The sequence below is a fragment of the Bradyrhizobium paxllaeri genome (assembly GCF_001693515.2).
Lineage (GTDB): Bacteria > Pseudomonadota > Alphaproteobacteria > Rhizobiales > Xanthobacteraceae > Bradyrhizobium > Bradyrhizobium paxllaeri.
Genome location: NZ_CP042968.1, coordinates 3,221,228 through 3,240,661, shown reverse-complemented (window position 1 = coordinate 3,240,661; position 19,434 = coordinate 3,221,228). Strand labels below are relative to the sequence as shown.

Sequence of the window (19,434 nt, the reverse complement as noted above, 5' to 3'; positions counted from 1 at the left end):
ACCTGCACGGGGGCGCGTGCCCATGACGACGATTTCCAGTTCGGTAAGCGCCGACGTTGGCGCCGTGCCCAAGGCCAAATCGCGCAACCTTTCGCTTGATCGTGCCCGGACCTTCCTGACGCTGGTGGTGCTGCTCCACCACGCCGTGATTCCCTATACCTATTTCGGCCATACCGACCCGAAGTACTTCTTCGGCTTCGACATGATCGTGCTCGCTACTGACAGTTTCTTCATGGCGATGTTCTTCTTCCTGTCGGGACTGTTCGCCTGGTCGGGCATCGCCCGGAAGGGACCGCTGAACTATTTGCAGGATCGCCTGCTTCGGCTTGCCCTACCCTTCGTAATCTGCGCCTTCACGGTCATTCCGCTCGCTTATTACGCCATCTCGCTGCGGCATCATCCCGAGATCGGCTTTTCGGAATATTATTGGAATATGATCACGAAGGGCCCGTGGCCGAGCGGGCCTATCTGGTTCCTCTGGGTCTTGTTCGCCTTCGACCTGGTGGCCTGCCTGCTGTACCGGCTGTGGCCCCATCTGCTCGATCCGATCAATCGCCTCTCGCTGCACGGCCGTCGCCGGCCCGCGGTGTTCTTCGCGGTCATGCTTGCCGTCACCGCTGCGTTCTACGTGCCCGGGCTGGTTCACTACGGACATAGCAGCTGGTTCGAGTTCGGACCGTTCTCGGTGCAGCATGGGCGCATCATGCTCTATGCGAGCTACTTCTTTTTCGGCGCCGGCATCGGCGTTGCGCAAATGGATCGCGGGCTGCTCGCTGCAGACGGCCGGATGGCGAAGGTCAGCTGGGACTGGATGGTGCTGGCGATCGTTCCGTATTGCTTGCTGTGGGTTCTGATCTTCATCAAGCGCGAAATACTGGGCAACCCGTCGCCGTTGCCGGACTGGTATGAAGCGCTCTATGCCATCTGCTTCACCGTTTTCAGCGTGGCGATCATGTTTCTGATCCTGGCCTTTTTCCAGCGATTCAGGCAATCAGGCTCGGCCAAGCTGCTCGATCCGATGCAGGCGGACGCCTACGGCATGTTCCTGGTGCACTACCCGATCGCGCTGTGGCTGCAGTACTGGCTGTTCGACTACGACCTGCCGGCGATCGTGAAGGCGACGGTCGGATTCGTGCTGACGGTCGCGTTCAGCTGGGCACTAACGCGCGCGTTGCGGCAGATTCCGGGGGCGACGAAGGTGCTGTAGCCCTGTAGCCCGCATGAGCGCAGCGATATGCGGGACGACGCTGGCCCCGCATGTCGCTGCGCTCATGCGGGCTACGAAGTTGCGGCGTCGCTACGCGGCCTTACCGCTCATAAAGGCCGGCAGCCAGTGCTCGAACGCCGACTTCAGCGCACTCACCGCAACCTGCCCCTCGCCTGCAACCGCTATCGCATCGCCGCCGGTGGTGCCGATCCTCGCACAGGGCACCCCTGCACCCTTCATCTTCGCCAGCACCAGGCCGGCGTCTGCTGCCGGCACCGTCACGATGTAGCGCGCCTGATCTTCGCCGAACCAGTAGGCGTGCGGCACAGTCGAGGCTGGCGCGGCCAAGAGCTGCGCGCCGATGCCACTGGCAATCGCCATCTCGGCCAGCGCAATCAACAGCCCGCCGTCGGAGACGTCATGCACTGCCGTGGCGGTGCCGGCGTGGATCATGCCGCGGACCACGTCGCCGTTGCGCTTTTCGGCCGCGAGATCGACCGGCGGCGGCGCGCCCTCCTCGCGGCCGCAGACGTCGCGCAGATACACGGACTGCCCGAGCCAGCCTTGCGTGTCGCCGATCAGCAGGATCGCTTCGCCCGCGGCCTTGAACGCCAGCGAGGCGGACTTGGTGAAATCGTCGAGCAGCCCGACGCCACCAATGGACGGCGTCGGCAGGATGCCGCGGCCGTTGGTCTCGTTGTAGAGCGAGACGTTGCCGGAGACGACCGGGAAGTCGAGCGCGCTGCAGGCTGCGGAAATCCCCTTCAGACAGCCGACGAACTGGCCCATGATCTCGGGCCTTTCAGGGTTGCCGAAGTTGAGATTGTCGGTGATCGCGAGCGGCCGGCCGCCGACCGCGGTAATGTTGCGCCAGGCTTCCGCCACCGCCTGCTTGCCGCCCTCGAACGGATCGGCCTCGCAATAACGCGGCGTGACGTCGACGGTGAGCGCGAGCCCCTTCGGCCCGTCCTCGACCCGCACCACGGCGGCATCGCCGCCGGGACGCTGCACGGTATTGCCCAGAATGACGTGGTCGTATTGCTCCCACACCCAGCGTTTCGAGCACAGCTCGGGCGTGGCGATCAGCTTCTCCAGCGCCGGCATAATTCCGATCGGCGTCTTGACCTCACGCGCCTGCACCACCGGCAGCGCCGTGGACGGGACATGCGGCCGGTCATAGACCGGCGCCTCGTCGCCGAGTTCCTTGATCGGCAGGTCGGCCATGACGTCGCCGCCATGCTTGACCACGAAGCGCTTGGTCGGCGTGGTGTAGCCGACGACGGCAAAGTCCAATCCCCACTTCGTGAAGATCGCCTCGGCCTCTTTCTCCTTCTCGGGTTTGAGCACCATGAGCATGCGCTCCTGGCTTTCCGAGAGCATCATCTCGTAGGCGCTCATGCCGGTTTCACGCGTCGGCACCGCGTTGAGATCGAGCTCGACGCCGAGGTCGCCCTTGGCGCCCATCTCGACCGCCGAGCAGGTCAGGCCCGCCGCGCCCATGTCCTGGATCGCGATCACGCAGCCCTTTTCCATGATCTCGAGGCAGGCCTCGAGCAGAAGCTTCTCGGCGAAGGGATCGCCGACCTGCACGGTCGGGCGCTTCTCCTCGGAATTGTCGTCGAACTCGGCCGACGCCATCGAGGCGCCGTGGATGCCGTCGCGCCCGGTCTTGGAGCCGAGATAGACGATCGGCATGTTCACGCCGGAGGCCGCCGCATAGAAAATCTTGTCGGTCTCGGCGAGGCCTACCGCCATCGCGTTGACCAGGATGTTGCCGTCATAGCGGGTGTGGAAACGCACCTGCCCGCCGACCGTCGGCACGCCGAAGGAGTTGCCGTAACCGCCGACGCCGGCGACCACGCCCGACACCAGATGCCGCGTCTTCGGGTGTTCCGGCGCGCCAAAGCTCAGCGCATTGAGGCAGGCGATCGGCCGCGCGCCCATGGTGAAGACGTCGCGCAGGATGCCGCCGACCCCCGTGGTCGCACCCTGATAGGGCTCGATGTAGCTCGGGTGGTTGTGGCTCTCCATCTTGAAGACGACCGCCTGGCCGTCGCCGATGTCGATGACGCCTGCGTTCTCGCCCGGGCCCTGGATCACCCATGGGGCCTTGGTCGGCAGGCCGCGCAGATGGATGCGGGAGGACTTGTACGAGCAGTGCTCGTTCCACATCGCCGAGAAGATCCCGAGCTCCGTGAACGTCGGCACCCGCCCGATCAGCTTGAGGATGCGCTCATACTCGTCGGGCTTCAAACCATGGCTGGCGACAAGTTCGGGGGTGATCTGGGGCTCGTTCATGGGTCTCTTATTAGGAAGATCAAGGGGGTGCGAAAAGGCCTTTTAGGGGGCATTTTTGCCCTGTCCAGAGCTTTGCGCAGGGTACCCTGCAGGATCGGCGTTTGCACTGCGGGGATGGATCGGATTTAAGGACCCAAACCGACAATTGAAGGCCAGATTTCGTGAACCAGCTCGCCAACACCGCATTCGACGTCCGCCCCGATCTCCATGTCGAAACCGAGGGCGAATTCAAGGGCTGGCGGACCTGGAAACGCGACCATTTCGAGACCCATGCCGGCCCGTTCTACCATCGGATGGACGAGAACGGCCGCATCACCTGTGCGTTCCGGGTCGCGAAAAAACACCTCAATGGCGGCGGCAACGTCCATGGCGGCTGCTTCATGACCTTTGCCGACTACTGCCTGTTCGCGCTCGCCGGCGCCGTACTGCAGAGCCCCGGGGTTACGGTGTCGTTTTCCTCAGAGTTCCTCGACGCCGCCCGCGAGGGCGAGCTGGTCGAATGTACCGGCGAGGTCACGCGCGCCGGCGGCTCGCTGATCTTCGTGCGGGGCATGCTGACGTCGGGCGAGCGGTCGCTGCTGACCTTTTCCGGCACGATCAAGCGGGTGAAATGGAAGAAGCCGACAGACGCCGTTGCCACCTGAAGCGTCACAGCCCCGTCGCGGCTGGCGCGACTATGCGTTGCTGCTCGCGCTGGCGTGCTGCTGGAGCTCGACCTATCCGCTGACCAAGATCGGCCTCGGCTCGATCCCGCCGATCACCTTCATCTCGGCGCGCTCCCTGATCGCGGCGGCCTTTCTGTTCGCGGTTCTGCGCGTGCGCGGCGTGCGGATGCCCGTGGACGCCAAGGCCTGGAAGCTGTTCGCGCAGCAACAGACCATCAATTCGACGCTGCCGTTTCTGCTGATCACCTGGGCGCAGCAATACGTGCCGGCATCGAATACCGTCGTGCTGGCCTCGACGACGCCGATCTTCGCGTTTCTCATCACCTGGGGCATCACGCGGCATGAGCCGGCGACGCTGCTGAAGCTGATCGGCGCCATTCTGGGGCTGGCCGGCACGGCCATGATCATCGGCCTCGACGCGCTCGCCACGCTCGATGCCAATATCCTGGCCGAAATCGTCATCCTGATCGCCACCATCTCGTTTGCATGCGCCACGATCTTCGGCTTGCGGCTGACCGACTACGACCCCATGGTCGTGGCCGCGGGCTCGCTCCTGTTCGGCGGCACGGTGCTGTTGCCGTTCGCGCTCATCATCGACCATCCCTGGACCTTGCGGCCGACGACCGAGGCGCTGGTCGCGACAACAGCGATGGGGATCGTTTCCAGCGCCTTCGGGCTGATGCTGTTCTACATGTGCCTGACGCGGCTCGGCACGCTGACCACCAACGCGCAGGGCTATTTGCGGATTCCGATCGGCGTCGGCCTGTCGGTGCTGCTGCTCGGCGAATCCGTGCCAGCCAATCTCGCGCTCGGCCTCGTGCTCGTGATGGCCGGCGTCGCCGCGATGACCATTCCACGCGGCCATTATCGCAAATGGATCGATCGCCTCCGCGGGAAGAAGGACGGATGAAGCCCGTCGGCGGGATCAGGCCGACAATTGCTTTTCGGCGATCGAAAGCCACTCCGCCTGCGCATCGCGCAGATATTTCGGCGCGCGCCGCATCGAGAGCAGCAATTCGTTGAACACGATCCTGGCCTCGGCGGTACGCCCCGCCATGCTCAGCAGCATGCCGTAGCGCACCTTGGCCTCGGCGCCCGGGAAATAGGCTGATAGCGCATGGTATTCGTCGAGCGCCTCGTCGATGCGTCCGACCTCGGCCAGCGCGCGGGCATAGAGCAGATGCCCCTCGGCCGATTCAAAATCGGGCCAGTGCTGTTTCAGATCATCCAGTGTCGCGAGCACATCCGCCGGACGGTTGAGGCCGAATTGCGCCTGCGCCTTGCCCAGCGCGTAGACCGGCTCTTTGCCCATCGGCAGCGTGAGGACGTGATCGTAGTGCCGCTCGGCTTCGTCGAACCGCCCGACCTTCAGACATTCGGCTGCAAGCACCTCGCGGTTCGCAATGGTGTCGCTGCCGGCGAGCCGGTCGCACAGCTCGCGATAGCGCTTCTCCGGATCGAGCCTGTCGGCCATCCGCTTGCGCGCCTGTTGCGCGCCGGGGCTGCCGAACCATTCCGGGATCAGTTCGACGACGATATAGGCGAGCGCGCCGACCAGCGGGATCATCAGGATGATGAAAGCCCAGGGCTGCAGGCGCCCGGTCTTCGATGCGTGCCAGATCAGGGTGATGTCGAGCAGCAAAACAACGATGGCAACGGGCATGTGGGGGCATTTCCAGTCAAACCGGGGACGGTTCTTAGTGGCCTTGATAGCGCGGCAAGTTCAATCGAACAATCTTCAGTTGTGAGTGGACACGAACATATCGTTTTGATTCCACACGTGTGGCCCTGCAGCCACTTTGAACGGAACAGCAACGATCTGTGATCGGCAGGAACGCGGTGCTGGCGGACCTCGTTTGCCCCCAACGCAGCAAAAAAGGAGCAATCATGAAACTCGCGACATTGGGATTTGCGACCGCGCTGGCATTCACGAGCACTGTCGCACTCGCGCAGTCCGGCAGCGGCTCCGCGAGCGGAAGTTCGGGCACGGGTGGCACGGCGACCAGCGGCACCGCGACCGGGCCGTCCACCAGCGGAACGACCACCGGCAGCACGACGGGTACTAACCCGAGCGCCGGTATGAGCAACGACGCCGGAAGTGCGGCTGCTGGGCGGAACAGCGGGCTGAACCCGTCGGGGAACACGCTCATTAACCCCTCGCCCAGCGGTTCGACAATCGCGCCGACAGGCCCCGGCTCGCCGACCGGTAGATAACAGGCAGACAACAAAAAGCCCCGCTTCAAGCGGGGCTTTTCATTTCAACTGTTGTCGAGTGCTACTTCTTCTCGGCCAGCAGCTTCCTGTATTTGTCGACGTCACGCGTCACCAACTGCCCGAGCACGTTGCTCGCATGCTCATTGGCATCGGGGGCGACGGTGGAGAGATCGTGAAAACGCTTCTTCACCGCCTCGCTCTCGACGGCGGCCTTCGCCGCGGCATTCAATTTCGCGATCACCGCAGGCGGCGTGCCCTTCGGCGCGAACAGGCCGTTCCAGCCCTGCGCTTCGAAATCGGGAAGTCCGGCTTCCGCTGACGTCGGCAGATCGGGCAAGGTCGCAAGCCGCACCGTCGATCCGACCACGAGGCCTCTGACGAGTTTGTCGTCGATCGCCTGCGACACCGAGGCTGCGGAATCGCAGACGCCGTCGATCTGGCCGCCGATTGCGTCCGTCAGCGCCGGTGCCGCACCGCGATAGCCGACAAGCTGGACCTCGATGCCGGCGGCCTGCGCAAAGCTCTTGCAAATCAGGAAATTCGAGGAGCCGACGCCGGCATGGCCGAGATTGACCTTGCCGGGATTCTTCTTCGCATAAACGATGAAATCCTGCAGGTTCTTCGCCGGGAAATCCTTGCGTATGGCGATGATGCCGAAGGTTTTCGCCACGACCGCGATCGGCACGAATGATTCCGGCGTGAACGGCAGTTTCGGATAGATCGTGTAGGTCGCGGCGCTGGTGCCGGCATTGCCGATCGCGATGGTGTAGCCATCGGCGTCCGCCCGTGCGGCGCGCGCCAGCGCGGTCGAGCCGCCGGCGCCTGCGACGTTCTCGATCACGATCGGCTGCCCGAGCGACTTGCTCATCTCCTCGGCCACCACGCGCGCGATCACGTCGGAGGTGCCGCCGGCCGCAAATGGCACGATCATGCTGACGGGACGTTTCGGATAGTCCTGCGCATGGGCCGGCACGGCGAATAGCAGCGCCGCAACGACGGCTGACAGGCGCACCGCGAACAACCTCACGCGGCTTTTTCCAGATGCGCGGCCAGCCCTGCGAACAGGCCGCGGCCGTCGGTGCAGCCCATGATGTCTTCGACGTGGTTTTCAGGATGCGGCATCATGCCGAGCACATTGCCGCGCTCGTTGACGATGCCGGCGATCGATTCCGCCGCACCGTTGATGTTGGACTCCTCGTCGACGATGCCTTCAGGGGAGCAGTAGCGATAGAGCACCCGCCCCTCGCCCTCGAGCCGCTTCACCGTCTCCTCGTCGGCCTCGTAATTGCCCTCGCCATGGGCGACCGGCACGCGGATGACCTGGCCGGCATTGTAGCCGCGCGTGAACGGCGAGTCTGACCGTTCGACCCGCAGGTGAACGTCCTTGCAGATGAACTTCAGCCGCGCATTGCGCATGAGCACGCCCGGCAACAGCCCCGCTTCGCAGAGGATCTGAAAACCGTTGCAGACGCCGAGCACCAGCCCGCCATCGGCCGCATGTTTACGAACGGCGTCCATGACAGGCGCCCGCGCCGCAATGGCGCCGCAGCGCAGGTAATCGCCATAGGAGAATCCGCCGGGCACCACCACGAGATCGGTGCCCTTGGGCAGCTCGGTCTCCGCATGCCAGACCATCGCGGCTTCGTTACCCGAAGCGAGCTTGAGGGCGCGCGCCATGTCGCGCTCGCGGTTGATTCCGGGAAAGACGAGAACGGCTGATTTCATGAATGCGCGCCTAGAGCAGTTCGACCCGATAATTCTCGATCACGGTGTTCGCCAACAGCTTGTCCGCGGCATCCTTCAATACCGCCTCGGCCTTGGCCTTGTCGGCGCCCGCCAATTCGATGTCGAACACCTTGCCCTGACGGACGCTGGCGACGCCATCGACGCCGAGCGATTTCAGCGCGCCCTCGATGGCCTTGCCCTGCGGATCAAGAATGCCGGATTTCAACGTAACGGTAACGCGTGCCTTCACGAGACTTGCCCCAATCAGCTCTTCACCAGCACCGGACCTGAACCGGCCGGACGCTCGTTCTCCATCAGAATGCCCAGGCGCTTCGCCACTTCGGTATAGGCCTCAAGCAGGCCTCCGAGGTCGCGGCGGAAACGGTCCTTGTCGAGCTTCTCGTTCGACTTGATATCCCACAGCCGGCATGAGTCGGGCGAGATTTCGTCGGCGACGATGATCCGCATCATCTCGTTCTCGAACAGGCGGCCGCATTCCATCTTGAAATCGACCAGACGGATGCCGATGCCGAGGAAGAGACCGGTGAGGAAGTCGTTGACGCGGATGGCCAGCGCCATGATGTCGTCGATTTCCTGCGGCGTCGCCCAGCCGAACGCAGTGATATGCTCTTCCGACACCATGGGGTCGTTGAGCTGGTCGTTCTTGTAATAGAACTCGATGATCGAGCGCGGCAGCTGGGTGCCCTCCTCGATGCCAAGGCGCTGCGACAGCGAGCCGGCCGCGACGTTCCGCACCACCACTTCCAGCGGCACGATCTCGACCTCGCGAATCAACTGCTCGCGCATGTTGAGGCGGCGGATGAAATGGGTCGGCACCCCGATGTCGTTGAGGTGCTGGAACAGGTACTCCGAAATCCGGTTGTTGAGGACGCCCTTGCCCTCGATCACCTGGTGTTTCTTGGCATTGAACGCGGTCGCGTCGTCCTTGAAGTGCTGGATCAGGGTTCCCGGCTCCGGGCCTTCATACAGGACCTTGGCCTTGCCCTCATAGATGCGGCGTCGACGGCTCATTGGGATGTACCGTGTTTTGTTGAAATCCATGAAATTGGGTGCTCCGGATGACAAGGGTTTGCGACCACGACGGAGCTGCCGTGAAGGCCAGATCCCGAACAATAACGACCGGAAACAGAACAAGAACCTCGCCTGATGGCAACCTATCCGATTGGCCCATCCAGTACAATCGACCCGGCCCGATTGGGCCCAACTTATCCCGATTGCCCTGCGGCCTAACGGCCCGTTGTTTTACCGATTCGCCCCCTCTATCTAGGTAGGCGATCGGGCCGCGACAACGCGGCCCCGTTTACCTTTTGGCCGGGATTGGAACCGAAGAAATGACCACTTTCGACAAGCGCGAGGAAGGTTTTGAGAAGAAATTCGCCCTCGACTCGGAGCAGAAGTTCAAGGCTGAGGCACGCCGCAACAAGCTGCTCGGTCTTTGGGCAGCGGAGAAGCTCGGACTGACCGGCGACGCCGCCACCGACTATTCCAAGGAAGTGGTCGCCGCCGATTTCGAGGAAGCCGGCGACACGGACGTCCAGAACAAGGTCGCGAAGGATTTTGCCGCCAAGGGCGTCGCCATTTCCGCCGCCGAGGTCCGCGTCAAGATGGATGAGCTGATGGCGGCAGCGGTCGCCCAGGTGAAGGCGGGAAGCTGACGCGCAGCGTCATTCCGGACGACGCGCAGCGGCGATCCGGAATCTCGAGATTCCGGGTCTGGTCCTTCGGACCATCCCGGAATGACGGTGCCATGACGTCTAGCGATATTCCTTCCGAACAATCTCCAGCAACCGGCGCGCCGCCGCGCTCAAGAAACCGCCGCGGCGCGTCACCGTCACCACATCATGGCTCGCCTTGAGATCGCCGACGCCGATGGTCGCGATCGTCTTGTGTCGCAGCTCTTCGGCGGCGTTGCTCTCGGACAGTAGCGCCACACCGAGCCCCGCTTCCACCAACCGTTTCTGCGCGGTCAGGCTGTCGACCGGCGTCCACTCGATTTCGCCCAGGCCATGGGTCTGAAACAGCGCAAAGACATGCGCCGCCGTAATCTCGCGCCTGCCCGGCACGATCGGAAATGCGATCCAGCGCTCGCCGCGCAGATCGGCGAGTTTTGCGACGCGGCGGCCGGCGCGCGGATGGTCCAGCGCGCATACGACCTGCAGCCGCTCGGCAAACAGCACTTCGCAATCGAGATCGCGCGAGCGGTCGCGGTCATAACGCAGGCCAATGGTCGCCTCCCCACGGCGGATCATGTCGCTGACTTCCGCGCTGGTCGCCGTGCGCAGGCTCAATTCGACCTCGGGATGCTCAGCGGCGAAGCGTTTTAGAATTGCCGACAGCCGTCCACCGGCGAGCGTGCCGACCACGGCAAGCGCGACCGGTCCTGAATTCGGCTGCGCCAGCGCGCGAACGGCATTCTCTGCATCCTGGGCGGCGGCAACCGCGCGCTCGGCATAGGGCACCAGCACCCTCCCCGCATCGCTCAGCATGGTTCGCCCTGCGATCCGCTCGAACAGCGGCACGCCGAGTTCCTGTTCCAGTAGCGCAAGACGCCGCGAGATCGCCGGCTGCGAGCGGTGGAGCGCCTTGGCCGCGCTCGAAATGCCGCCGCGGCGATGAATTGTCAGGAAGGTCAGGAGCGCATCGCTGTCCATGCCAGGCCCATGCAAAAAGCTGATGATACCAAGAGAAATAACAAATTTGGCTGATGGGCGACAGCCCGTTAGTTTCGCGGCCGTCAAAAGCGGTAACAAGCGGAGCTAATGATGCGAAGTCAGATGGAAAAAGCCGAAGCGTTTCGCGCGCTGCATGCGCGGCCCGGCGCGTTCATCATTCCCAATCCCTGGGATGCCGGCACCGCAAAACTGCTCGCCGCGATGGGTTTTGAGGCGTTGGCGACCACGAGCCTCGGTCTTGCCAACACGCTCGGCAGCAGGACCGTCAGCCTGGACGCCATCATCGAGAATTGCCGGGCGATTGCGGAAGCGACCGACCTCCCGGTCAGCGCTGACCTCGAAAATTGCGGCGCCGACGATCCGAACACCGCGGCAAAGGCGATGGCGCGCGCAGCCGAAGCCGGCGCCGTCGGCGGCTCGATCGAGGATTCGACCCGCGATCCGCGCAAGCCGATCTACGACTTTGCGCTCGCGGTCGAGCGGGTGCAGGCGGCAGTCGAGGCGGCGCGCAAACTGCCCTTCCCCTTCACGCTGACCGCACGCGCCGAAAATTTCCTGCACGACCGCAAGGATCTCGACGACACCATCAAGCGGCTGCAGGCGTTCGAGGCCGCCGGCGCGGATGTTTTGTACTCGCCCGGCCTGTACGACCTCGAGACGATCCGCACCGTGGTGTCGTCGGTCGGCAAGCCGTTCAACCTGGTGATGGGATTCGCCGATCCGACCCTGACCGTGCCGCAACTCTCTGACGCCGGCGTCAAGCGCATCAGCGTCGGCGGCGCGATGGAAAGGTACGCGCTGGCGGCGTTCTTAAAATGCGCCCGCGAGATGAAGGAGCGTGGTGCGTTTACATTTGTACGGGAGATGGCGCCGATCGGGGAAGTACGGGCGGCGTTCGGGTGATGCTTTCCGCCGGTCATTCCGGGGCGATGCGAAGCATCGAACCCGGAATCTCGAGATTCCGGATCGCCGCTTCGCGTCGTCCGGAATGACGTTACCGTCGCGACGCGACGCTAACGTCACTCCTCTTTAAACCCGTACTCCGGCACGTTGCCGCTGGCGCCGTAATATTTGTACGGCAGGAATTTGCCGGACATCGTGATCTTGACCCGGTCGCCCTTCGGATTGGCGACGCGGTCGATCGCCATGTCGAAATCGATCGCCGACATGATGCCATCGCCGAATTCCTCCTCGATCAGCGCCTTCCAGGCCGGGCCGTTGACCATCACCATTTCATAGAAGCGATAGATCAAGGGATCGGTCGGCGGCATCGGCGTGCCGGTGCCGCGCATCGGCACTTCGTTGAGCATCGCGATTTCGGATTTCGACAGCCCGAACAGCTCGCCCGCATTGGCGGCCTGCGGCTTTGTCAGTTTCATCTGGCCCATGATGGCGCCGACGATCAGCACTTCCGAATAGCCGCCGATCTTTTCGCAGATGTGTTTCCAGCTCCAGCCCTTCTCGCGCTTGATGTCGAGCAGCTTTTCGGTGAGGTCTTCGCGCTTCATGCTCTGTCTCCTTCTAACTCGTCATGTCCGGCCTTGTGCCGGGCATCCACGTCTTGTTGGCGGGGCCTAGGAAGACGTGGATGGCCGGGACACCGGCCATGACGCCTGCTCCGAAACTTCCTGACCCGAAGCAACCACCAGCTCCGGCTTCCCGATCCGCACCACCGGCACGTTGCGCGGGTCATGATCGGTGACGGTTGTCGCAAAGGTCTTGCTGCGGCTGACCAGGAAATCGACGATGTGGTTGCGCAGCGCATAGTACAGCGGATGGCGGTGCAGATCGATGCGGCCGCGATCCTTCGGCAGCGGGTTCTCGACGATCTCGGCCAGCACGGCGCCCGGACCGTTGGTCATCAGAAAAATCTTGTCGGCGAGATAGATTGCTTCATCCACGTCATGGGTGATCATGAACGCGGTCTGTCCTGTCTCGAGGCAAATGCGTCGCACTTCGTCCTGCAGCGTGCCGCGCGTCAGTGCGTCCAGCGCCGAGAACGGCTCGTCCATCAGCATGATCTTTGGCGTGATCGAGAGCGGCGCGCAATACCGACGCGCTGTTTCATGCCGCCGGACAATTCCGACGGGCGTTTGTGCTCGGAGCCGGTCAGGCCGACCAGGTCGATGAATTTTTGCGCATGGGCCTTCACCTTGGCACGGTCCCAGTTGCGCCATTTCGAGGTCACGGCATAGGCGACGTTGCCAAGCACCGTCCGCCACGGCAGCAGCGCATGGCTCTGGAAGATCACGGCGCGGTCGAGGCTGGTGCCCTCGATCGCCTGACCGTCGACGATGACCGCGCCTTCGCTCGGCTCGTCGAGCCCGGCCAGGATGTTCAGCACCGTGGTCTTGCCGCAGCCGGAATGGCCGATCACGCAGCCGAATTCGCCGCGGTTCATCGAGAGCCAGAGATCTTCGAAGATCGTGGTCTCGCCGCCGCCTGCCGCCGGGTAACGCCGCGCGATGCCTTCGATGGAAATGAACTTGTCGGTCATCACAGCTATTCCGGGAAGGTGACCATGCGCGTGAACCGCGCCAGGATCTGGTCGAGCAGCATGCCGACGATGCCGATCATGAGGATGGCGATGATGACGTTGGTGATCGAGAGGTTGTTCCACTCGTTCCAGACGAAGTAGCCGATGCCGGTGCCGCCGACGAGCATCTCGGCCGCGACGATCACGAGCCAGGCGATGCCGATCGAGATCCGCATGCCCGTGAGGATCGTCGGCGCCGCGGCCGGCAGGATCACCGTGAACGCGCGCCTGACCGTGCCGACTTCCAGCGTGCGCGCGACGTTGATCCATTCCTTGCGCACGGAGGCCACGCCGAACGCCGTGTTGAGCAGCATCGGCCATACCGAGCAGATGAAGATGACGAAGATCGCCGAGATCGAGGAATCCTTGATGGTGTAGAGCGCGAGCGGCATCCAGGCCAGCGGCGAGATCGGTTTCAGCACCTGGATGAAGGGATCGAGCGCCTTGCTCATCAGGGGCGACATGCCGATCAAAAAGCCGAGCGGAATGGCGACGACCACTGCCAGCAGATAGCCGAGGCCGACGCGGGCGATGGAATAGCCGAGCTGGATGCCGAGCCCCTTGTCGTTCGGTCCGTTGTCGTAGAACGGCTGCCTGAGGTGCTCCCACAATTTGGCGCCGACATCGAGCGGTCCCGGCATCGCCGATTTGCCTTGCGTTGCCGTCAGCCCCATCAGCTTGGCGTATTCCGGCGACATGTTGGTGGCGGCCGCCGTCGGGCGCGTGGCGAGATGCCAGATGCCGAGGAACGCGGCCAGCAGCACGATCGAGACCACGGCCGCGCGGAAGCGAAGGGAAAAGGTCATCTCCCTCTCCCCGCTTGCGGGGAGAAGGAGAAACAAGCGAAGCACGGCATCACGACGCCTTCCTGATCTTGAAGCTGGCGAGATAGTCCTCCGGCTTCGCAGGATCGAAAGTCTTGCCCATCACCGAAAAACTCTTGGTCGTCGCCGTGGGCGGTGTCAGCCCCGCTTCCTTCATCAGCCTTGTGGCGTCGGTAGCGAGATAGACCTGCGCGGCGATGCCGGCATAGTCGATGTCGCCTTTGACCTGACCCCAGCGCTTCATCTGGGTCATGATCCACACCGCAAACGACTGCCAGGGGAACGGATCGAAATCGACGCGGTTCGGCTGCGTGACGATGTTGCCGAGACCGTCGGCGAAGGTGCCGGTCAGGATCTGCTCCAGTACGATCGGCGGCTGGTTCAGATAATTGGCCGGCGCGATCGCGTTCGCGATCTCCTTGCGGTTCTCCGCCTTGTGCGCATACGCGGTCGCCTGGATGATCGACTTGAGCAAGGCGCCATAGGTATTCGGCATCGTCGTGACGAATTCCTTCGAGGCCGCGAAGGCGCAGCACGGGTGCCCTTCCCAGATGTCCTTGGTCAGGATGTGGATGAAGCCTGCACCGTCGAACACGGCGCGCTGGTTCATCGGATCGGGCCCGAGGAAGCCGTCGATATTGTCGGCACGCAGATTGGCGACCATTTCCGGCGGCGGCACCGCGCGGATCTGCACGTCGGTATCGGGATCGAGGCCGTGCTCGGCGAGATAATAGCGCAAGAGGTAATTGTGCATCGAATAGTCGAAGGGCACGGCGAACTTGAAACCCTTCCAGTCCTTCGGATTGCGCTTGTCCTTGTGCTTGATCGACAGCGTGATCGCCTGGCCGTTGATGTTCTCGACCGCCGGCATGGTGAAGGGGATCGGATTGGAGCCGGCGCCCATGGTGATGGCGAGCGGCATCGGCGACAGCATGTGGGCTGCGTCGTATTCCTTGTTCAGCGTCTTGTCGCGAATGACAGCCCAGCCGGCGGTCTTGATGACTTCGACGTTGAGGCCGTTCTTGGCATAGAACCCCATTGGAGCTGCCATGATGATCGGCGTCGCGCAGGTGATCGGGATGAAGCCGACCTTGAGGTCCTTCTTCTCCAGCGGCCCGCCTTGCGCGAACGCTTCGGTCGCGGTCTTGAGCGGGAAGAATTGCGACAGCGCGGCCGCGGCGGTTGCCGCGCCCACCGATTTCAGGAATGCGCGCCGCGCGACGTCCTGCGGAAACATCGCCCGCATCACGGCAGAGGCGACGACACCCTCGTAGCGCTTCTGTTCGCTCTCGATGGCGGACTGGGCCTGCAGTTGCGCGGCCTGATGCTCGGCTTCGCTGACATGCCGGCCGCAAGAGCAGCCCCCGGCATGAAGATGGCGGTTCGGATCGAATGGGTTGTCGAAGGTAGACATCAGCCCTCCTGCGCGACGTTTGCCCCCTAATTAAGCAAGGCATATGCCAGCCCCGTTTTGCGGCGATGGCGCTGACAACACAGGGATTCCGCTGAGATTGGCGATTACGAAAATTCGTGATATACGAGATATCGTAGTTAGATTACGAGATTTCGGAGTACTGGATGGATCTCGCCGTCGGTTCAACCGCAGCGCCGCAGGATGTCGAACTCCGCGCCGCCGCGTTCGAGTTCGCGATCGAGCCGACGCTGCTGCTCGATCCCCATACCGACCAGATCCTCGACGCCAATCCGGCCGCCTGCACCCTGCTCGGCTACGATCGCGCCCTGCTGCGGCAAACCAAGGTCAGCGCGCTACACACAGGCCAATTGCCGGCGCTGATCGTTTTCACCCAGGCTGTGCTCGACAAAGGCGCGTACTGGACCAACGCACTGACACCACGCCACGCCACGGGGCAAAGCCTGCGCCTGGAATACGCCGGCTCGATCGTGCCGGGAGACGACCGCACGCTGGTGCTGCTCACCATGAGCGACCTCGATGCGCGCCGCCGCCGCTATGTCGATGCGGCGGCCGAGGATCATATGCGCGGCGGCATCGCGACCTGGCAGCGGGTCGAGCGCGTGTTCCAGGACATCGAACGGGAAAACCAGTTGATCCTGCGCGCCGCCGGCGAAGGCATCTACGGCGTCAACGCCGAAGGCAAGACCACCTTCGTCAATCCGGCCGCCGAGCGCATGCTGGGCTGGGGTGCGGAAGAACTGGTCGGCAAGGAAATCCACCCGATCGTGCATCACACCCATCACGACGGGCGGCACTATCCCGATCATGACTGCCCGATCTACGCGGCATTTCGCGACGGCGCCGTGCACCAGGTCGAGGGTGAGGTGTTCTGGCGCAAGGACGGCACGCCGGTCTGGGTTGAATACACCTCGACGCCGATCCGCGACCGCGGCGTGGTGGTCGGCGCCGTCATCGTGTTCCGCGATGTCAGCCAGCGGCGCGAGGCCGACGAGAAGCTGCATGCGGCGCTCGCCGAGGTCGACCGCCTGCGCGAGCGGCTGGAGCTCGAAAACGCCTATCTGCAGGAAGAAATCCGCATCGAGACCAATCCGCGCGGCATCATCGGCCAGAGCGAGGCGATCCAGAAGACGCTGCGACAGGTCAAGCTGGTGGCGCCGACGTCAGCGGCCGTGATGATCACGGGCGAATCCGGCACCGGCAAGGAATTGATCGCGCGCGCGATCCACGAGGCGTCTAGCCGCCGCGACCGGCCGCTGATCCGGGTCAATTGCGCGGCGATTCCGCGCGAACTCTTTGAAAGCGAGTTCTTCGGGCACGTCCGCGGCGCCTTCACCGGCGCGATGCGCGACCGTATCGGCCGGTTCGAACTCGCCGATGGCGGCACGCTGTTCCTCGACGAGATCGGCGAAATTCCGCTGGAGTTGCAGGGCAAGCTGTTGCGGGTGCTGCAGGAGGGCAATTTCGAACGCGTCGGCGAAGAGCGCACCCGCGCGGTCGACGTGCGTCTGATCGCCGCCACCAACCGCGACCTCAAACAGGAGGTGCAGCGCGGCCGGTTTCGCGAGGATCTCTATTTCCGGCTCAATGTCTTTCCGGTGGAATCGGTGCCGCTGCGCGAGCGCCGCGAAGACATCCCGCTTTTGGCGCAGCACTTCTTGACGCGCGAGAGCGCGGCGCTGAAATCCGACCTGCGTCTGTCGGAAGGCGATGCCCGCAGGCTCGCCCGCTATGACTGGCCGGGCAATGTCCGCGAACTCCAGAACGTCATCGAGCGCGCCGCGATCCTCGCGCAGAACGGCCGCTTGCGCATCGACCTGCCCGATGCATCCGGCGTTCCGCCCTCGCCCGGCACGGCTCGCGTGAAAGCAGATAGCCGCCCCGCAGTCATGACATCAGCGGAAATGCGCGCGCACGAACGCGCCAACATTCTCGCTGCGCTTCAGGCGTGCTCCGGCAAAGTGTTCGGCCCCGGCGGTGCCGCCGAATTGCTCGACATCAAGCCGACAACGCTGGCCTCACGCATCAAGGCGTTGGGGATTGCGAACGCACGCGGGATCGGCGGCTTGTGATCCACAGCGGACATTCAGGTTCCAACCTGTTTCATATCTGCCGCACCGCAGACCTATCGTTTGAACGTGTCCAACCTGCCGCACTGTAGACGCATTCGGATATTCATGTCCCGGCGCGCCTGAGGAAGCGCGGCTGGGACCGCCTTGTTTCTCCAACAAAGAGGACACAGTACTGTGAAGAAAATTGTGATTATCGCGGGTGCGACGCTTGCCCTGGTAACTGCCGCTGGCGCTGCCGATATCCCGCGCGCACAGCCCGTCTATCAGACGGCCCAGGTCGGCAAGATGCCGATTGGCAAGACCCCCATCGGGAAGACTCCGGTCGGCAAGACGCCCGTGGCGCCGCGGCCCTATACGCGGTACTGAGTCAGACCTCGTAGATTCTGACCTTCGTCGACAGCTGAAGGGCGAACTGTGGCAAATGGGCCGAAGAGATTAGCACAACGCTTGCTTGCGGGATTCGCACCCGCTGTCCTGCTCGCGTGCGCAATCCATCCAGCTTCCGCACGCGAGATTGACACTCGGGGCGGCCTGGAGCGTTTCATTTCCCACATACAGGAAGGTTACAAGCGCGTCGCCAACGCGAACGCGCTTGTTTCCAGCGATGAATCGAAACCGGCGTCACAGCCGACCCGCAAGCCGGGATCGGCAAAGGGCCCGTACTATGTGGACTTCAGAGCCAGAACGGCGGCGAGCTGGGGACACGCTTTCGTCTGGTACGGGAAGACAAGCGAGCGAGCCGTTGAAGTCGCGGGCCTTACCCCTGCGGGAGACAACGTACCTTATGTACTTGGTCATCTGATGTGGGTGCCGTCCGAGACCGGGGCAAGTTATGGCGATCTCGATCCGCAGTACTTGACCGCCAGTTACCGCGTCTACCTGAATGAGCCGGACGCAAAGAGGGTTTTCGCCTACATCAAGAAATTGCAGGCGAGTTCACCGGTCTGGAACGCCGAAACCACCAATTGCACGGCGTTTATCGGCAGCATCGCAGAATTCATGGGATTGAAAGCTCCTCACCGCTGGCAGCGTCCCGAGAACTATGTCAACAGCCTGAAGGCGATGAATGACGGGCGCCAGATGATCCGCCTGTCATCGGAGCAATAGCTCCGCGTAATTCCGCTTACTGTCGCGCAACGCCCTCTTCGCGCAACTTTGCTCGCCTTCTCCACACCTGCAGGTCAGTCATGACTTTTATGGCGGCCGCAAGGACCAGCGCGCAAAGCACCGCCTTCGAAATCGTCTCCATCGTCCCCTCGATCAATATGCCATGCACCACGCTGCCTGCGACGATAACGATCGCGAGCAGTGTATGGGCGATGCGCCACGTTCGCGGTCGCACTCCCAATCGCCGGCGGAGTGCCGCAAAAAGCGCGACGGCGAAGATTGCCCACATGGCGACCACACCCCAGGGGGAGAACGGCGTCGGCGATGCGAACAGAAGGGCGTCAATCATGTCGGGCGGACTGGTGATCCAAAGGCCGCCGACGTGGATCACCACCGCCACGACGAGCGCGCCTCCAGTCCAGAGATGTGTACGCCGGCCACGATAAGCCGACAGTCCCGGCAGGTATCCGGCGATCAGCAAAGGCTGAACGAGCATTAGCCCCAGCGCGACAATCCCTGCGAAGCAGGCCAGTATGTAGATCGGATCGCGCCACGCGAGCAGCGGGCTCATCGCGGCAGCAGCGATCGGCACGCCAACGGCTCCTGCAAGGGCGACCCAGATCAGGATCACCCGGGCCAATCTCCATCCCTTCGTTGGCAA

The 19,434-nt window shown here is 63.3% G+C and carries 20 protein-coding genes and 1 pseudogene; 8 read left to right on the top strand and 13 right to left on the bottom strand.

Features of this window, described 5'->3' with window-relative positions; genetic code table 11:
• The first annotated feature begins 22 nt into the window (after nucleotides 1-22).
• On the top strand, nucleotides 23-1,207 hold the full coding sequence (locus tag LMTR21_RS15300; protein WP_065750294.1) for an acyltransferase family protein: 1,185 nt from the start codon (nucleotides 23-25) through the stop codon (nucleotides 1,205-1,207).
• A gap of 90 nt (nucleotides 1,208-1,297) precedes the next feature.
• On the opposite strand, the gene purL is transcribed toward LMTR21_RS15300, so the two are convergent.
• Nucleotides 1,298-3,505, bottom strand: a complete 2,208-nt coding sequence (purL, locus tag LMTR21_RS15295; RefSeq protein WP_065750293.1) for a phosphoribosylformylglycinamidine synthase subunit PurL — start codon at nucleotides 3,503-3,505, stop codon at nucleotides 1,298-1,300.
• 161 nt (nucleotides 3,506-3,666) lie between these two features.
• Between purL and LMTR21_RS15290 the strand changes: the two genes are divergently transcribed.
• Nucleotides 3,667-4,149 (top strand): PaaI family thioesterase, encoded by a 483-nt coding sequence (locus LMTR21_RS15290; RefSeq protein WP_065750292.1) that lies wholly within the window; start codon nucleotides 3,667-3,669, stop codon nucleotides 4,147-4,149.
• Nucleotides 4,139-5,080, top strand: a complete 942-nt coding sequence (locus LMTR21_RS15285) for a DMT family transporter (protein WP_065750291.1) — start codon at nucleotides 4,139-4,141, stop codon at nucleotides 5,078-5,080. The genes LMTR21_RS15290 and LMTR21_RS15285 overlap by 11 nt, the downstream gene beginning before the upstream one ends.
• Before the next feature lie 15 nt (nucleotides 5,081-5,095).
• On the opposite strand, the gene LMTR21_RS15280 is transcribed toward LMTR21_RS15285, so the two are convergent.
• From LMTR21_RS15280 to purC, 6 genes are read right to left on the bottom strand one after another with little or no spacing between them, the layout of a single operon-like run.
• Nucleotides 5,096-5,833: a tetratricopeptide repeat protein gene (locus LMTR21_RS15280; protein ID WP_065750290.1), complete on the bottom strand. Its 738-nt coding sequence runs from the start codon at nucleotides 5,831-5,833 to the stop codon at nucleotides 5,096-5,098.
• A gap of 34 nt (nucleotides 5,834-5,867) precedes the next feature.
• Nucleotides 5,868-6,413, bottom strand: coding sequence for a hypothetical protein (locus tag LMTR21_RS40015; RefSeq protein ID WP_065750289.1), 546 nt, complete (start codon nucleotides 6,411-6,413; stop codon nucleotides 5,868-5,870).
• A 32-nt stretch (nucleotides 6,414-6,445) separates the two neighbouring features.
• The gene (locus LMTR21_RS15270; protein WP_065750288.1) at nucleotides 6,446-7,411 is read right to left on the bottom strand and encodes a tripartite tricarboxylate transporter substrate-binding protein; all 966 of its coding nucleotides are present in this window, start codon (nucleotides 7,409-7,411) and stop codon (nucleotides 6,446-6,448) included.
• Nucleotides 7,408-8,109 carry a phosphoribosylformylglycinamidine synthase subunit PurQ gene (purQ, locus tag LMTR21_RS15265; RefSeq protein WP_065750287.1) on the bottom strand — a complete coding sequence of 234 codons (702 nt, stop codon included), beginning with the start codon at nucleotides 8,107-8,109 and terminating at the stop codon, nucleotides 7,408-7,410. Before purQ ends, LMTR21_RS15270 begins: the two co-directional genes overlap by 4 nt.
• A gap of 10 nt (nucleotides 8,110-8,119) precedes the next feature.
• Nucleotides 8,120-8,359: a phosphoribosylformylglycinamidine synthase subunit PurS gene (purS, locus tag LMTR21_RS15260; protein WP_065750286.1), complete on the bottom strand. Its 240-nt coding sequence runs from the start codon at nucleotides 8,357-8,359 to the stop codon at nucleotides 8,120-8,122.
• Nucleotides 8,360-8,373: 14 nt separating this feature from the next.
• Entirely contained in the window at nucleotides 8,374-9,141 is a 768-nt protein-coding gene (purC, locus tag LMTR21_RS15255) for a phosphoribosylaminoimidazolesuccinocarboxamide synthase (protein WP_008974302.1), read from the bottom strand.
• Nucleotides 9,142-9,461: 320 nt separating this feature from the next.
• On the opposite strand from purC, the gene LMTR21_RS15250 reads away from it, so the two are divergent.
• Nucleotides 9,462-9,785, top strand: a complete 324-nt coding sequence (locus tag LMTR21_RS15250) for a DUF1476 domain-containing protein (RefSeq protein ID WP_065750285.1) — start codon at nucleotides 9,462-9,464, stop codon at nucleotides 9,783-9,785.
• Nucleotides 9,786-9,884: 99 nt separating this feature from the next.
• Here LMTR21_RS15250 and LMTR21_RS15245 read toward each other — a convergent pair whose 3' ends face one another.
• Nucleotides 9,885-10,781, bottom strand: a complete 897-nt coding sequence (locus LMTR21_RS15245) for a LysR family transcriptional regulator (protein ID WP_065750284.1) — start codon at nucleotides 10,779-10,781, stop codon at nucleotides 9,885-9,887.
• 111 nt (nucleotides 10,782-10,892) lie between these two features.
• Between LMTR21_RS15245 and LMTR21_RS15240 the strand changes: the two genes are divergently transcribed.
• On the top strand, nucleotides 10,893-11,705 hold the full coding sequence (locus LMTR21_RS15240; protein WP_065750398.1) for an isocitrate lyase/PEP mutase family protein: 813 nt from the start codon (nucleotides 10,893-10,895) through the stop codon (nucleotides 11,703-11,705).
• A gap of 116 nt (nucleotides 11,706-11,821) precedes the next feature.
• Here LMTR21_RS15240 and cynS read toward each other — a convergent pair whose 3' ends face one another.
• The 4 genes and pseudogenes from cynS to LMTR21_RS15220 all read right to left on the bottom strand — a co-directional run bounded on the left by cynS (nucleotide 11,822) and on the right by LMTR21_RS15220 (nucleotide 15,576).
• Nucleotides 11,822-12,310 carry a cyanase gene (cynS, locus tag LMTR21_RS15235; RefSeq protein WP_057860114.1) on the bottom strand — a complete coding sequence of 163 codons (489 nt, stop codon included), beginning with the start codon at nucleotides 12,308-12,310 and terminating at the stop codon, nucleotides 11,822-11,824.
• A 66-nt stretch (nucleotides 12,311-12,376) separates the two neighbouring features.
• Nucleotides 12,377-13,299: pseudogene (locus LMTR21_RS15230) on the bottom strand (ABC transporter ATP-binding protein).
• Nucleotides 13,300-13,304: 5 nt separating this feature from the next.
• A complete protein-coding gene (gene ntrB, locus LMTR21_RS15225) occupies nucleotides 13,305-14,144 on the bottom strand; it encodes a nitrate ABC transporter permease (protein ID WP_065750283.1) in 840 nt (279 codons plus the stop codon).
• A gap of 49 nt (nucleotides 14,145-14,193) precedes the next feature.
• Complete coding sequence (locus LMTR21_RS15220; protein ID WP_065750282.1) at nucleotides 14,194-15,576, bottom strand: CmpA/NrtA family ABC transporter substrate-binding protein; 1,383 nt, start codon at nucleotides 15,574-15,576, stop codon at nucleotides 14,194-14,196.
• Between the two features lie 164 nt (nucleotides 15,577-15,740).
• Between LMTR21_RS15220 and LMTR21_RS15215 the strand changes: the two genes are divergently transcribed.
• The 3 genes from LMTR21_RS15215 to LMTR21_RS15205 all read left to right on the top strand — a co-directional run bounded on the left by LMTR21_RS15215 (nucleotide 15,741) and on the right by LMTR21_RS15205 (nucleotide 18,773).
• Nucleotides 15,741-17,666, top strand: a complete 1,926-nt coding sequence (locus LMTR21_RS15215) for a sigma 54-interacting transcriptional regulator (RefSeq protein WP_065750281.1) — start codon at nucleotides 15,741-15,743, stop codon at nucleotides 17,664-17,666.
• Nucleotides 17,667-17,840: 174 nt separating this feature from the next.
• Nucleotides 17,841-18,032 (top strand): hypothetical protein, encoded by a 192-nt coding sequence (locus LMTR21_RS15210; protein WP_065750280.1) that lies wholly within the window; start codon nucleotides 17,841-17,843, stop codon nucleotides 18,030-18,032.
• A gap of 48 nt (nucleotides 18,033-18,080) precedes the next feature.
• On the top strand, nucleotides 18,081-18,773 hold the full coding sequence (locus LMTR21_RS15205) for a hypothetical protein (RefSeq protein WP_065750279.1): 693 nt from the start codon (nucleotides 18,081-18,083) through the stop codon (nucleotides 18,771-18,773).
• Nucleotides 18,774-18,789: 16 nt separating this feature from the next.
• Here LMTR21_RS15205 and LMTR21_RS15200 read toward each other — a convergent pair whose 3' ends face one another.
• Nucleotides 18,790-19,404 (bottom strand): ferric reductase-like transmembrane domain-containing protein, encoded by a 615-nt coding sequence (locus tag LMTR21_RS15200; RefSeq protein WP_065750278.1) that lies wholly within the window; start codon nucleotides 19,402-19,404, stop codon nucleotides 18,790-18,792.
• Nucleotides 19,405-19,434: the final 30 nt, after the last annotated feature.

What these genes read in the sequence shown, in the direction of transcription:
- LMTR21_RS15280 (WP_065750290.1), bottom strand. Translation starts at nt 5,833, where the DNA reads ATGCCCGTTGCCATCGTTGTTTTGCTGCTCGACATCACCCTGATCTGG.
- LMTR21_RS15215 (WP_065750281.1), top strand. Translation starts at nt 15,741, where the DNA reads ATGGATCTCGCCGTCGGTTCAACCGCAGCGCCGCAGGATGTCGAACTC.
- purL (WP_065750293.1), bottom strand. Translation starts at nt 3,505, where the DNA reads ATGAACGAGCCCCAGATCACCCCCGAACTTGTCGCCAGCCATGGTTTG.
- LMTR21_RS15300 (WP_065750294.1), top strand. Translation starts at nt 23, where the DNA reads ATGACGACGATTTCCAGTTCGGTAAGCGCCGACGTTGGCGCCGTGCCC.
- purC (WP_008974302.1), bottom strand. Translation starts at nt 9,141, where the DNA reads ATGAGCCGTCGACGCCGCATCTATGAGGGCAAGGCCAAGGTCCTGTAT.
- purQ (WP_065750287.1), bottom strand. Translation starts at nt 8,109, where the DNA reads ATGAAATCAGCCGTTCTCGTCTTTCCCGGAATCAACCGCGAGCGCGAC.
- LMTR21_RS15220 (WP_065750282.1), bottom strand. Translation starts at nt 15,576, where the DNA reads ATGTCTACCTTCGACAACCCATTCGATCCGAACCGCCATCTTCATGCC.
- LMTR21_RS15240 (WP_065750398.1), top strand. Translation starts at nt 10,893, where the DNA reads ATGCGAAGTCAGATGGAAAAAGCCGAAGCGTTTCGCGCGCTGCATGCG.
- ntrB (WP_065750283.1), bottom strand. Translation starts at nt 14,144, where the DNA reads ATGACCTTTTCCCTTCGCTTCCGCGCGGCCGTGGTCTCGATCGTGCTG.
- LMTR21_RS15250 (WP_065750285.1), top strand. Translation starts at nt 9,462, where the DNA reads ATGACCACTTTCGACAAGCGCGAGGAAGGTTTTGAGAAGAAATTCGCC.
- LMTR21_RS15245 (WP_065750284.1), bottom strand. Translation starts at nt 10,781, where the DNA reads ATGGACAGCGATGCGCTCCTGACCTTCCTGACAATTCATCGCCGCGGC.
- cynS (WP_057860114.1), bottom strand. Translation starts at nt 12,310, where the DNA reads ATGAAGCGCGAAGACCTCACCGAAAAGCTGCTCGACATCAAGCGCGAG.